The 13,385-nt window shown below is 69.2% G+C and carries 10 protein-coding genes and 1 pseudogene; 3 read left to right on the forward strand and 8 right to left on the reverse strand.

Translation table 11 applies throughout. The features are described from left to right. Positions 1-62 precede the first annotated feature (62 nt). From dsbD to OU995_RS18890, 8 genes are all read right to left on the reverse strand, one after another. Positions 63-1,961, reverse strand: coding sequence for a protein-disulfide reductase DsbD (gene dsbD / locus OU995_RS18855; protein ID WP_267831567.1), 1,899 nt, complete (start codon positions 1,959-1,961; stop codon positions 63-65). Then, the gene (locus OU995_RS18860) at positions 1,958-2,881 is read right to left on the reverse strand and encodes an FAD:protein FMN transferase (protein WP_267831568.1); all 924 of its coding nucleotides are present in this window, start codon (positions 2,879-2,881) and stop codon (positions 1,958-1,960) included. Before OU995_RS18860 ends, dsbD begins: the two co-directional genes overlap by 4 nt. 54 nt (positions 2,882-2,935) lie before the next feature. Continuing rightward, the gene (locus OU995_RS18865; protein WP_267831569.1) at positions 2,936-4,195 is read right to left on the reverse strand and encodes a DUF3570 domain-containing protein; all 1,260 of its coding nucleotides are present in this window, start codon (positions 4,193-4,195) and stop codon (positions 2,936-2,938) included. Positions 4,196-4,199: 4 nt separating this feature from the next. Next, complete coding sequence (locus tag OU995_RS18870) at positions 4,200-4,517, reverse strand: DUF4266 domain-containing protein (RefSeq protein ID WP_267831570.1); 318 nt, start codon at positions 4,515-4,517, stop codon at positions 4,200-4,202. 17 nt (positions 4,518-4,534) lie between these two features. Further along, entirely contained in the window at positions 4,535-5,194 is a 660-nt protein-coding gene (locus tag OU995_RS18875; RefSeq protein WP_267831571.1) for a TlpA family protein disulfide reductase, read from the reverse strand. A 64-nt stretch (positions 5,195-5,258) separates the two neighbouring features. Beyond that, complete coding sequence (locus OU995_RS18880) at positions 5,259-7,391, reverse strand: choice-of-anchor D domain-containing protein (protein ID WP_267831572.1); 2,133 nt, start codon at positions 7,389-7,391, stop codon at positions 5,259-5,261. 13 nt (positions 7,392-7,404) lie between these two features. After that, complete coding sequence (locus OU995_RS18885) at positions 7,405-7,896, reverse strand: JDVT-CTERM system glutamic-type intramembrane protease (RefSeq protein WP_267831573.1); 492 nt, start codon at positions 7,894-7,896, stop codon at positions 7,405-7,407. Positions 7,897-8,034: 138 nt separating this feature from the next. Beyond that, complete coding sequence (locus OU995_RS18890; RefSeq protein ID WP_267831574.1) at positions 8,035-8,937, reverse strand: LysR family transcriptional regulator; 903 nt, start codon at positions 8,935-8,937, stop codon at positions 8,035-8,037. Between the two features lie 188 nt (positions 8,938-9,125). Between OU995_RS18890 and OU995_RS18895 the strand changes: the two genes are divergently transcribed. From OU995_RS18895 to OU995_RS18905, 3 genes and pseudogenes are all read left to right on the forward strand, one after another. Continuing rightward, the gene (locus OU995_RS18895; RefSeq protein WP_267831575.1) at positions 9,126-10,460 is read left to right on the forward strand and encodes a dicarboxylate/amino acid:cation symporter; all 1,335 of its coding nucleotides are present in this window, start codon (positions 9,126-9,128) and stop codon (positions 10,458-10,460) included. Between the two features lie 58 nt (positions 10,461-10,518). Then, positions 10,519-11,976 (forward strand): aspartate/glutamate racemase family protein, encoded by a 1,458-nt coding sequence (locus OU995_RS18900; protein WP_267831576.1) that lies wholly within the window; start codon positions 10,519-10,521, stop codon positions 11,974-11,976. A gap of 76 nt (positions 11,977-12,052) precedes the next feature. After that, positions 12,053-13,217 (forward strand): annotated as a pseudogene (locus tag OU995_RS18905) (aspartate ammonia-lyase). The last annotated feature ends 168 nt before the right edge of the window (positions 13,218-13,385 follow it).

The following is a 13,385-nucleotide window of genomic DNA, read 5'->3' on the forward strand; positions in this document are numbered from 1 at the left end:
CGACGCCGGGGCCAGCGGAGCTCAAGCGTCCATCAAGGCGGGAGGCGGGAGGGGGCGAAGGCTCAGAGTTGCGCATGGTCCAGCCGCTTGGAGAATTCTTCCGGCGGCAGGAAACCGATGGTGCGGGCGGCCGCCAGTTCGCGGTCCTGTCCATCGAAGAACAGGATCCCGGGCGGGCCGAAGAGCTGGAAGCGCTTGAGCAGGGCCTTGGCCTCGGCGCTGTTGGCGGTGACGTCCGCCTGCAGCAAACGGGCCTTGAACAGCCGGGCCGCGATGGCGGGATCGGCAAAGGTCAGGTGTTCCATCTCCTTGCAGGCCACGCACCAGTCGGCATAGAAGTCCAGCACTACGGGCCGGTCGGTGGCCGCCAGCGCGGCGTCCAGCTGGGCCACGGTGGTGATGCGCTCGAAGACCGGCGCCCCCGTGCCAGCGGCCTGGGCGGCCATGGCCGCCACCGGGCCACCCGCGCCTCCCCGCGCCAGATGGCGCAGCGGCTGCAGCACGCTGTCCCCGCCGGAGAAGGCGCCGCCGATCATGGCCACGGACCACAGCGCCACCAGCGTGCCGCCGGCCCGCAGGGCGCGGGGCTTGCCGCCGTCGAAGGCGCCCAGGCAGATCACAGTGACCAGCGCGACCGCGCCGATCAGGAACATCAGCGCGCCCGTGGGCAGCACCGGCGACACCAGCCACACGGCCACCGCCAGCAGCACCACGCCGAAGAAGGTCTTCACATGCTCCATCCAGCGGCCCGCGCGCGGCAGCAGCGTGCCGGCGGACAGGCCCAGCGCCAGCAGCGGCACACTCATGCCACAGGCCAGCGCGAACAGTGCCGAGCCGCCCAGCACCACGTCGCGGGTCTGGCTGATGTAGACCAGCGCGCCGGCCAGCGGCGCGGCCACGCAGGGCCCCACCAGCAGCGCCGACAGGCCGCCCATCAGGAACACGCCGATATGGCGGCCACCCTGCAGCTGGTTGGAGGCATTGTTGACCCGGTCCTGGATGAAACCCGGCATCTGGAACTGCCACACGCCGAACATCGACAGCGCCAGGATCGACAGCAGCAACGCAAAGCTGCCCAGCACCCAGGGGTTCTGCAGTGCGGCGGCAAAACCAGAACCCAGCAGTCCGGCCACGATGCCCGCCGCCGTGTAGACCAGCGCCATGCCCATTGAATAGGCCAGCGCCAGCGTGAAGCCGCGCATGCGCGACACCGGCTGGCCCTGCCCCACGATCACCGAGGACAGGATGGGCAGCATCGGCAGCACGCAGGGCGTGAAGGACAGCAGCAGGCCGCCCAGCAGGAACATGCCGATGACCTTGAGCAGGCTACCTGATTGCAGCGCGGCGGCGCTGCTGTCGAGGGGGGCGGCGCCCGTGGTGGCGACGGCGTCCGCCGCGCTGGTGGGGGTGCTGGTGGTCCGCGCCGCCGCCCTGGGGCCACCGGAGGTGGCCGGCGTCTCGGGCAACGGCACGGAGAGCGCATCCGGCTGCGCATCCCAGCGCGCGATCAGGCCGCCCGCGCCGTCATCCTTCAGGTGCACCAGCGCCTGCTGCGGCGGGTAGCAGAGCCCCCGGTCCGCGCAGCCCTGGTAGCGGACGGTCAAGACCGCGGGCGCCGGCCCGGCGGGCAGCGGCTGCACCACGCGGATCTTGCCGGCCCACAGGGTCATGGTCTTGTTGAAGTTGGGATCGAATTCCTCCTTGCCCCCCGGCAGCCGGGCCGCGGGCAGCGTGGCGCCCTCCGCCTCGATGGCGAAACGCTCGCGGTACAGGTGGTAGCCGGGCGCGATATCGAACGCCACCACGGCCGCACCAGCGTCCACGGAGGCGCTGCCGACAAAAGCCAGCGCCGGGTCGAGGAAGTTGTTGGGGTCCGCCGCCGACGCTGGCGTGGGCGCGGCGGAGAAGGCCAGTGCCAGCGCGCTCAAGGCGCCGGCCAGCAGGGAAGCGATGTTTCTCATGATGGGATGCAGACTTGAAGCAGTTGATCGGGATCGTGGTGATGAAGGTCGCCATCAGGGCCGACCAGCAGGAAGCCGACCCCCGGGGTACTGAGCCGTTGGGGGGCCTGGGGCCCGATCAGCATGGCCATGGTGGCCAGCGCGCCTGCGGCCACGCACACTGGCGCGACCACGCTGACCGCCTGCCAGTGGCGCACCGGCTGGCCGCTGCGCGGGTCGAGGATGTGGCAGCAGCGGCGGCCGTCGCTAGCGATGAAGAAGCGCTCGTAGTCGCCGCTGGTGGCCAGGGCGCCGCCCGTGAGTTCGATGTGGCCGCAGGTGGCGTCCGCCTGGCGGGGATGCTGGATGGCGAAGCGCCAGGCGCGGCCATCGGGCCGGGCGCCCAGCACGCGCAGGTCGCCGCCCAGGTTGACGAAGCCGTGGCGGATGCCGAGTTCCGCCAGCGCGGCCACCGCGCGGTCGGCGGCATATTCCTTGCCGATTCCGCCCAGGTCGATTTCCATGCCGGGACGGGGCAGGCTGATGCTGCGGCCGTCCCACCCGACCAGGCCCCAGCCGACCCGCGGCAGCAGCGCCTCCAGGGCCTGGGCCGTCGGCTCGATGCCCGCCTTGAAATCCCAGAGCCTGCGCAGGCAGCCGCTGGTGATGTCGAAAAGGCCTTCGCTCTGGTGGTGAAGCTGGGCGGCGAAGTCCAGCAGCCGGGCGGTTTCGGCATCCACCGCCAGCCCCCCGCCCTGCCCCGCGCGCTCATTGATGCGCGAGACGACGCTGTCCGGCCGGTAGCGGGAGAACTTGCGCTCGATGCGGCGCACCTCGCGCTCCACCGCGGCGCCGGCCTCGATGGCGCGGGCCGGCGGAACACCCGCCAGAACGACCTCGCAGGGCGAGGCCATGGCGGTGAAGGCGTGGCGATGGGACATCGTCTCGAGGGGGTCAAAGGGCGGGCGGCTGGCCATGGCGCGGTGGACGCCAGGTCAGAACTTGTGGGAGATGCCCACCTGCAGCCAGTCCGCCTGGAAGCGGTCCAGCCCTGGCGAGCCATGGCCGCCCAGGCGCCAGTCGGCGCGCTGTTCGTAGTGCTCGATGGAGAGGTCGGCCACCCAGCGAGGACGGAACTCGTAGGCCACCTTCAAGCCCGCCGTCACCGCGCCGAAGGCGGAGAGCCGATGGTCGCCGGAGATGTACTGTGGCGAGGTGCTGGTGTAGCCGGGCGGGAACGGCGCACCCAGGGTGGGGTCGTAGACCGGGTCGTAGTAGAAACGCGCCGCGCGCTGGGTGGTGTAGCGCAGCAACGGCGTCACCGTCCAGCCGCCCCGCAGGGGCTGCACCCAGGCGGTCTCCAGCGTGTTGGCCCGCACGCCGTAGCTGTCCGCGTAGTAGCGCCAGCTGCTGCGCAGGGTGGTCTTCCAGTCCTGGAAGTGGTGGTTCCACCGCAGCATCGCGGTGTATTGGTCACGGGTGTCGGGGCGGCGGTCGGGGAACTTGTAGGGGTCGTTGTAGAACCCGTGGCCCCAGCTGCCGCCCAGGTTGAACTGCAGCAGGTCATTGGCGGTCCAGGCCTGCGTCACGCCCGCGATCATCTGCAGCGTGTTGCGGCTGCGGCTGAGCGTGGGGTCGTCGCTGGAGCCGATCCAGTCGTTGCTGTAGGCGGCGCCGATGTTCCAGCTGCGGTTGTTGTCCTCGCTGGAGCGGCGGTAGTCCGCGGAGAGGGTGCGCGAGCGGTAGTCGTGTTCGATGGAATAGGCCGCGCCGACGGACCAGGCGTCCCGGTCGTTGTAGCGGGTCAGGCGCACGTCGCCGGCCTTGCGGTACTCGTCCAGGCGGGAGGCGCCAGAGATGGCGCTGTGATAACGCGGCGAGGCCCCGGAGACGCTGTCGGTCACGACGCTGCCCTCCACCGACCAGCGGCCGGCAAACGGCACCATCAGGTAGACGGACGGCGCGTTGACCTTGATGCGGTCCAGCCCGGGCTGGCGGTCGCGGTAGCTCAGGAACTTGGCAGCGATCTCGGCCTGCGCGGGCGGCTCCTCGGCGAACACGGGGGCACCGCCGGACAGCAGCAGCGCGGCGGCGACCACCCCGCCCCAGGCGCCGGGGACCGCGCGGGTGCCGTCACCGTGGCCGGTGCCGTCGCCGGCGTCATGACTGGTGCCATGGCCAGCATTCGCGTCGGCGTTCATCGGCTCGGCCACCGTGGCACCGGTGCCTGCATCGCAGGCCGGGAGCGTATCCATGACCTCAGTTGCAGCCACAGCCACCTCCTCCCACGCCGTTGCCGCCGGAGGCGTTTTCCTTGCTGGTGTAGATGTGCTGGGTGAAACGATCGCCCAGCACATCGCCCGCCATGGTCATCTCAGGACGGGCCAGCGCGCCCTTCTCCCAGGGGCTGGGGGGCTGCAGCGCACAGCCGGTCGCGGACAGGACGCAGAGCCCGGCCAGCACAAGGCGGGTGGCGCGGCCCGTGCGCCGGACGTGCGGACGATGGGCCTGTTGCGGCGTAGAAGGGCCTGGGCGGAGGGCTTGAGACGTTTCGTCTGGCGTGTGAGATGTCTTCATGGGTAGGGACCTTCTTGTTAGCGGCCCGACAGCGCGGCGGCGATGCGGGATTCAAGCTCCGCCTCGTCCTCGGCACGGAAGCCCGCGTGCTGCATCAGCACCTTGCCGTCCGGCCCCAGCAGCACCGAGCTGGGCATGGCACGCACGCCCACGCGTCGGGCGGATTCACCCTTGGGATCAAAACCCAGCGTCACGGTGGCCGGCACCTCCTTCAGGAAGGCCTGGGCGTCGGCGCGGCTGGTGTCCAGGTTCACGGCCACGATGCGCAGGCCCTGCGGGCCGTACTTCGCCTGCATGCGGTTCATCCACGGAAAGGACTGGCGGCACGGGCCGCACCAGGACGCCCAGAAGTCGACGTAGGTCAGCCTGGCCTTGCCGTCATGCAGCGGCACGGCGGTGCCGTCCGCGCTGGGCACACTCGCCACCGGCAGGGCCTGCCCCACCTCGGCCGCATGGGCCCTGGGCGACACGAGCGCCAGCACACAGGCAGCGGTCACGGCCAGCAAGGGAGCCAGACCATGGGCCACCATGGCGGACACCCGGGGGACCCGGACGGTGGCCGAGGGGACCGCTCTGCGTCGGACCAACGCCGGCATCGACATGGCCTCCGCAGCGCCGCGCTCGACCGCTGGAGCCGTTGTTCGGTTCGCTCGTAACGAAACAGTGAATGTGGTCATGGTGTTCCCTGAGAAAAGATGTGTTCGGGCTTGCGAGGCCCGGCAGCGGCCTCGCGGCGTGTCTTCACCGCGGCCGGCGGCGCCACAGGATGACGGCCGCGATACCGGCCATCACCAGCAGCAGGGGGTCGGCCGCACCGGTGCCGGCACCGATCGAGCAGCCGCCACCGCCACGGTTGGCCGGTGCCGTGCCGTCGGGGGTGCCGTTGAGCGAGACGGTGGCGGTGGCCGGGGTCATGTCCCCCTGCAGCGTGAGCGTGGCGGTCTCCGCCGTGCTGCCCTGCCAACGCAGGGTGAGCCGGCAGTTCGCGCCGGGCTGCAGGGTGAACGGCGCGGTGCCGCAACCGCTGGTGCCTGACCCGTCCACCACAAACTGGCCGCCGCTGAGCGTCACCGCGCTGATGTGCAGCACCCCGGCGCCGGTATTGGTCAGCGTGAGCGCCTGCCCGGCCGTACCGGTGCCGCTCAACGTGAAGGACGTGGCGGAGAGCTGCAGCCCGGGTTGGGCGGCGCCCTGCCCCGTGCCGCTCAGCGACAGCGGCAACGGCAGGCCGGCGTTGTCCGCCACCACGGCCAGCGTGGCCACACGGCTGCCCGTGGCACGCGGGCTGAAGCCCACCGCCACGTCGCAGGTGGCGCCCACCGCCAGCGAGGCGCCGGCCGTGCAGGTGGTGCTGGTGTCGATGCGGAAGTCCGCCGCGGCGGCGTCAGCCAGCGCGAAGCTGCCGAGCGTGGCGGCAGCCGTGCCGGTATTGGTGAGCGTGAAGTGCTTGAGCGCGGCGTCCGCGCCCACGGGCACGGTGCCGAAGTCCGCCTGCGTGCTGCCGCTCCAGGTGAGCACGGCCACATTGCCGACTACACCCATGCCGCCCAGGGCCACCGCCTGCGGGGAGCCGGTGCCATTGCTGGCCAGGCTCAGGCTGCCTGCGGCCGCGCCCGTGGCGGTCGGCGAGAAGGTGACGCTGAGCGTGCAGGTGCCGCCTGCGGCCACACCGGCGCCGCAGTCCTGCGTCACGGCGAACGGGCCGGTGGTGGTGGCACTGCTCACCACCAGCGATGCCGTGCCGGTGTTGGTCACGGTGATGGCCTGCGCCTGGCTCGTGCCGCCCACCGTGGCCGCGCCGAAGGCCAGCGCGGTGCTGGATAGACGGGCCACCGGCGTGGCGGCCGCCTGGCCGGTGCCGCTCAGGCCGATGCTGACCTGCGCCGTGCCGCTGCCGCTGCCGCTGCCGCTGGACACACTGCCCGTGACCGCGACGGAGGCCGAGCGTGCGCCCGCGGCAGCCGGCGTGAAGGTAGCCCTCACCGTGCAGGTGGCGCCCACCGCCAGCGGCGTGCCCACGGCGCAGGTGCCGCCCTGCGTGAAGTCGGTGGCGTTGGTGCCGCCCACGGTGATGGCGGAGAAGTTCAGGGCTGCATTGCCCGTATTGGTCAGTGTGGCCGTGCGGGCCGTGCTGGTGGCGCCCACGGTCTGGGTGCCGAAGTCCAGCGCGCTGCTGTCCGCGCTCAGCCCGGCCTGCGCCGTGGCGGCCGTGCCGGTGCCCGCCAGCGCGATCTGCACGGGCGTGGAGATGCCGTCGTGGCTGATGGACAGCGTGCCCGTACGCGCCCCTGAGGTGGTGGGTCGGAACAGAACGCCCACGGTGCAGCTGGTGCTGGCGGCCAGCGTGGTGCCGCAGGTGCCGCCCTGCACCACGAAATCACCGCTGATGGTGGCCGCGAGGCTGCCCAGCGCCGCCGTGCGGCTGGCACTGACCGTCACGGTGGAGACCGCGCTGCTCTGGCCCACGCTGGTCTGCGCAAAGCTCAACGAGGACGGCGAGTTGCCGAGCCACGCGGCGATGTCGGCCAGGTCCGTGGCCGTGAGACGGCCGGACAACGCGCTGTTCATCGCGCCGACGTTGTTGATCGCGTTCTGGATCATCGCCGGGTTGTTGCGGCCGCGGTCCACCGAGGCGGTGGACGCCACCGTGTGGCAGGACGCGCAGTTCTGCGAGAACTTGGTCTGGCCGGCCACGGGGTCGGCAGCCCAGGCCGTGGGGGCCGTGAACGCCATGATGGCGGCCAGGGCCCCGAAGCCCGTCGTGGCCTTGATGGCGAAGGCCGTGATCGCCCGGGCGATGGCCCCGGGGTGCCGCGCCGTCAAGCGCGCTGGGGTTTCGGCCGCCGCGGGAAGCCGCAGGAAGTGTGGAGTCATGAAGTGCATCTCTTCAGCGAGTCAGCAGGAGGGAGCCGCCGCCCAGCAGCCAGGCCGCGTTGAACCACGCATGCCAGGCGACGCAACGGAGCAGTGAGCGGTGCCGGCCGTAGTCACGGCCGATCCACCAGGCGGGAATGGCGGTGGACAGGGCCAGCGCCAGGGATAACGAGGCGGGCCAGGCGGCCGGCGGCGACAACACCGCATGGGCAACGCCAAAGGCGCCGGCCGTGATCACTGCGGCGTGCCGCCGAAGGGCGCTCCAACGGCATCGGGACAAGGCGTCCTGTAGCCCGAGGCGGAAGACGATTTCTTCCAGCCAGGGCGAGAGCAGCAGAGGCCGCAGGGCGAAGTGCCACGGCAGTAGGCACAAGGCCAGGCCGGCCGGCAGCAAGGTGAGCACCGCCAACAGGCCCGGCCGGGAGGCTGGCGGGGACACAGCGCGCAGCCGCTCCCCGCGCCCTGACGGGGCGGGAGTCTCGACATGCGACAACGTGTGGGTCATGAGGGCGGTGTGAAAGCGAGGTTCTCGCTTAGGTACCCACCGCCACTCAAAAGGTTGCGCGAATGTGCCGGAGATAACGTATCCGGATGTTGAGCCGCCGTTGCTGCGAGACCCGTCAGAACCCCACCAGCCTGGCCATCACCATTTCCCGCCCAGTTGCTCCCAGATTTTTTCCACCATCTCATTGCCACGCTCGGCCAGGCGGTACAGGCGCACCTCCAGCTCGCAGGACCAGCGCGCCGGGCCGGCCGCCACCAGGCGCCCCTCCTTAACCTCCCGCGTGGTGGAGTTCTGCGGCAGCCAGCACAGGCCGTGGCCCGCCAGCACCATGGCCTTGAGCGCCTCGGCCATGTGCGTGTCAAAGGAACGGGTGAGATGCAGAGGCTCCCCCGCGCCCAGCAGGATCATCTCCACCACCTGCCCCAGATAGGTGCCCGCTGAATAAGAGAGGAAGGGCAAGCGCTCCCCTGGCCGGCCTGGCAGCTTGAACTTCGGTGCGCCGCTGGGCAGCGGCGCCGAGAACGGGGCCATGCGCTCGGTGGAAAGCCGCAGGTGCGGAAACCGCTTGGGGTCCAGCAGCACAGGCAATTGCGAGTGGTGATAGACCAGCAGCAGGTCCGTGGCGCCTTCGGTCAGCGCGCGGGCGCCATCGGCCACGTTGACCGCATTGACGTGGGCCAGCACGTTGCCCAGCCCGGCGCGCAGCTCGTTGAGCCACTGCGGGAAGAAGGTCACCGAAAGCGAATGCGCCACGGAGAAGCGAACGAGGCTCTCCGCCGTGGAGGTCTGGCCGCGCAGCAAGGTCCGCATGTCGTAGGTGCGGCGCAGCATGTCGATGCCGAATTCACGAAAGATGCGGCCCGACGGCGTGAGCTGCACCCTCGCACCGCGGCGGTCCACCAGTTCCACCCCCAGCCACTCCTCCAGCGCCTGGATATGCCGGCTGAAGGTGGGTTGCGACACATTGCGGCGCTCGGCCGCCTTGGCGAAGCCCTTGGCGTCCGCCAGGGTCAGGAAGTCCTCGATCCATCTGATCTGCATGCGTGCCTCTCCACGATACCGCCTCCGATGCACTTTCTGATCCGGAAATTCGCACCGTCTCATGCAAAAGATGAATCGTCACATCGATTTCTTCTTTCGCACTTCTATTATCCATGCGCTTTTTGAAACAAGCTTTCACCCACCACCATACTTAGAACCGCCCGTCCACCGGGCATGGAGACACCAAGGTGAAGTTCAACAAACTGACCTCCTGGATCGGGGTCGCGCTCGTGCTCGGGATCGGCACGGGATATGTCTGCCACGCCATGGCGCCCGATGCGGCCGCCGCCAAGGAGATTGGTGCCTATTTCACGGCCGTGGCCGACATCTTCCTCCGGCTGGTGAAGATGATCATCGCGCCGCTGGTGTTTGCCACCCTGGTGGGCGGCATCATCAAGATGACCGACGGCCGCAGCGTGGGCCGCATCGGCGCGCGCGCCATGGGCTGGTTCGTGGCGGCGTCGCTAATCTCGCTGTTCCTGGGGCTGATGTGGGCCAACCTGCTGCACCCGGGCACCACCATGCAGCTGGCGCTGCCGGACGCGCATGCGGCGACCAACCTGAAGACCTCGTCGCTGAACTTCAAGGACTTCATCGTCAACATCTTCCCCAAGAGCATCTTCGACGCGATGGCTTCGAACTCGGTGCTGCAGATCGTGGTGTTCTCGCTGTTCTTCGGCTTCGCGATGCGCGCGGTGCGGGAGCAGGCCGGTGAAGCCATGGCCTCCATGGTGGACGGCCTGATGCACGTGATGATCAAGATCACCGACTACGTGATGCTGTTCGCGCCGGTGGGTGTGTTCGCGGCGGTGGCGGCGGCCATCACCGTGCAGGGGCTGGGGGTGCTGGGCACCTTCGCGAAGTTCATCGCCAGCTTCTACCTGGGCCTGTCCTCGCTCTGGTTGGTGCTGATCCTGGCGGGCTACGTGGTGCTCAAGGGCCGGATCTTCCGCCTGTTGGGCCTGGTGAAGGAACCCACGATGATCGCCTTCTCCACCGCCAGCAGCGAGGCCGCCTATCCGAAGACGATGGAGCAGCTCAAGCGCTTTGGCGTGAAGAGCGAGGTCACCGGCTTCGTGCTGCCGCTGGGCTACGCCTTCAACCTGGACGGCTCCATGATGTACCAGGCCTTCGCGGTGCTTTTCGTGGCGCAGGCCTACGGCATCGAGATGAGCTTTGCCACGCAGCTCTCTCTGCTGCTGTTCCTGATGATCTCCAGCAAGGGCATGGCGGGTGTGTCCCGCGCCTCGCTGGTGGTGGTGGCGGCCACGCTGCCGATGTTCGGCCTGCCCGAGGCGGGGCTGCTGCTGATCATGGGGGTGGACGTTTTCCTGGACATGGGCCGCACGGCCACCAATGTGATCGGCAACAGCCTGGCCACCTCGGTCATCGCCAAGTGGGAAGGCAAGCTGGGCCCCGAGGAGACTGAATCCGCCCGGGAAGCCGCCCCCGCGGTGCCCGGACACCCGCCCGCCGGCGCCAACGCTTCCGCTCGCATCCGCGTGGCGGAGCCGGTGGCCTGACTTGCCTTGAGGCCTGGCCAGGGCACCACGACCGACAGCACCGCAGAAAGCACCTCTCATGCAGTTCAACCATCCGGAGTGCCGTTTCGGCATCGTCGGAGGCCTGGGCACCCTGGGCCCGGCCGACCTGTTCTTCAAGCTGGCGCAGGCCCTGCCGGCGGCCCCCGGCCACGGCCAGACCGGGCTGATCTTTGAACAGCGCCCCTTCCATGAAGGCGTGCAACCCGGGGCGGCCACTGCCTCGCAGAGCGGGCGCATGCTGTATGTGTTCGACCTGCTGCGCAGCTTCGAGGCGCGGGGCGCGCAGTCCGTGCTGCTGCCCTGCTTCCTCAGCCACACCTTCCTGGACGAGCTGAAGGCGGAGGTGGGCGTGCCCATCGTGGACATGATGGCCGCGATCAGGGACGACATCGTGCGCCGCCACCCCGGCGCCCGGCGCATCGGGGTGCTCACCTCGGACTATGTCCGCGCCCGGCAGCTGTTCGAGCGCTACTTCCATCCGTCGGACTGGCGCATCGTCTATCCGGACGAGCAGGTGCAGGCCGAATGCGTGATGGGCGCGATCTACGGCCCGGAGGGGCTGAAGACCGGCCACCTGAGCGCCCGTTCCGTCGACCTGCTGGCCAGCGCGTGCGCCCACCTGGTGCGGCAGGAGGTGGACCTGATCGTGCCGGGGTTCTCCGAGATCCCGGTGGTGATCGACGCGCTGCGTGGCCGGGGCTTCCCGGTCTTCGACACCAACCACGCCTATGTGCGCGCGGCGATGGCGCAGGAAACCGGCGCCTCCCGGCCGATCAAGGTCGGGGTGGTGGGCGGCGTGGGCCCGGCCGCGACCGTGGACTTCCTGGGCAAGCTGGTGAAGAACACGCCCGCAGAGAAGGACCAGGACCACATCAAGGTGGTGGTGGAGCAGAACCCGCAGATTCCGGACCGCACCGAAAACCTGGTGCGCGGCGGCAGCGACCCGACGGTCTCCCTCTATGCCACCTGCAAGCGGCTGGAGGCGGCGGATGCGGCCCTGATCGCCATCCCCTGCAACACGGCGCATGCCTTCGTGGAACGCATCCAGCCCTATCTCTCCATCCCCATCATCAGCATGCTGGAGACCACGGCCGAGCACCTGCGCTCCCACCTGCCCGCCGGGGGCAAGGTGGGCCTGCTGGCCACCTCCGGCACGGTGCAGAGCGGCATCTATGCGGAGGCCATTGTCCGTGTGGGGCTGGACCTGCTGATCCCGGACGCCGAGCACCAGGAACAGGTGATGGGCGCCATCTACGGGCCCGAAGGCGTGAAGGCGGGTTTCACCGCCGGCCTGTGTGCCCAGCAGCTGGACACCGCCCTGCGCCACCTGGTGGAACGCGGTGCGCAGGCCGTCATCCTGGGCTGCACCGAGCTGCCGCTGGTGGTGGCCGCCAACGAGGCCCTGACCGTGGGCGGACGCCTGATCCGGGTGGTGGATCCCACCGAACTGCTGGCCCGGCGCTGCGTGCGTCTGGCCATGGAGGAACGGGCCTGATCGCCTGATCGCCCGAGGATCACCGGACCCGGGCCGTTGGACCCTTGGAAGCAACACCTCCAACACCGCCACCCGCATCGAACACGACCTGCTGGGCGACCGTGAGGTCGCCGCCCATGCCTACTATGGCGTGCGCACCCTGCGCGCGGTGGAGAACTTCCCCATCAGCGGCATTCCGGTGTCCGTCTATCCGGACCTGGTGAACGCGCTGGCGGCAATCAAGCAACGAACACGTCAACATGAGCCAGAGCACGAACGACGTCTACCCGACGGCGCTGAAGGTGGCTGGTCATGTGGGCGTGCAGGGGCTGATCGAGGCGATGGAGGTGCTGCGCGGCGCCTTCCATGAGAAGGCACAGGAGTTCTCCAGCGTGCTGAAGATGGGCCGTACGCAGCTGCAGGACGCCGTGCCGATGACGGTTGGCCAGGAGTTCTCCACCTACGTGGTGATGCTGGAGGAAGACATCCAGCGGCTGCGCGAGGCCTCGCGGCTCATTCTAGAAATCAACCTCGGCGCCACCGCCATCGGCACCGGCATCAACGCCCACCCGGACTATGCCCGTAAGGTTTGCGAGCACCTGGCCAGCATCACCGGCATCGGTTTCCTGACCGCGCCCAACCTGGTGGAGGCCACCCAGGACTGCGGCGCCTTCGTGCAGCTCTCCGGCGTACTCAAGCGTGTGGCGGTGAAGGTGTCCAAGGTGTGCAACGACCTGCGGCTACTCTCCTCCGGCCCGCGTGCGGGCCTGGGAGAGATCAACCTGCCGCCCATGCAGGCGGGCTCCTCCATCATGCCGGGCAAGGTGAACCCGGTGATTCCGGAGGTGGTGAACCAGGTGGCCTTCGAGGTCATCGGCAACGACCTGACGATCTCGTTCGCGGCGGAGGCCGGCCAGCTGCAGCTCAATGCCTTCGAGCCCATCATCGCCCACAGCCTCTTCAAGAGCGTGAGCCATCTGCGCGCTGCCCTGCTCACGCTGGCCGAGCGCTGTGTGCGCGGCATCACCGTCAACCGCGAGGCCCTGCAGCGCAGCGTGCAGAACTCCATCGGCCTGGTGACGGCGCTGAATCCCTACATCGGATACGTCAACGCGACGCTGATCGCGCAGGAAGCGCTGGTGACTGGCGACAGCGTCTACAACCTCGTCATCCGCAAGCGCCTGCTGACGCCGGAACAGCTCCACAAAATCCTGCAACCCGAGGTGCTGACGCAGCCGCGCATTCAGCTTCAACTCCAATAAGCTAGCTCCACCTGAAACTCAACCCTGGAGCACCGCCTGGTAGTGGTAGCCGCGGAGGTAGACCACGATCGGCTTTCCCGCGCCAGGCCAGATCGGACACAAGCGTGAAAGTGTCGGGATGATCGCCGCGCTGATTCAAGGATGAAATGGCGAACCAGGTATTTAAAT

Origin of the sequence: Roseateles sp. SL47 (genome assembly GCF_026625885.1) — a bacterium.
GTDB lineage: Bacteria > Pseudomonadota > Gammaproteobacteria > Burkholderiales > Burkholderiaceae_C > Roseateles.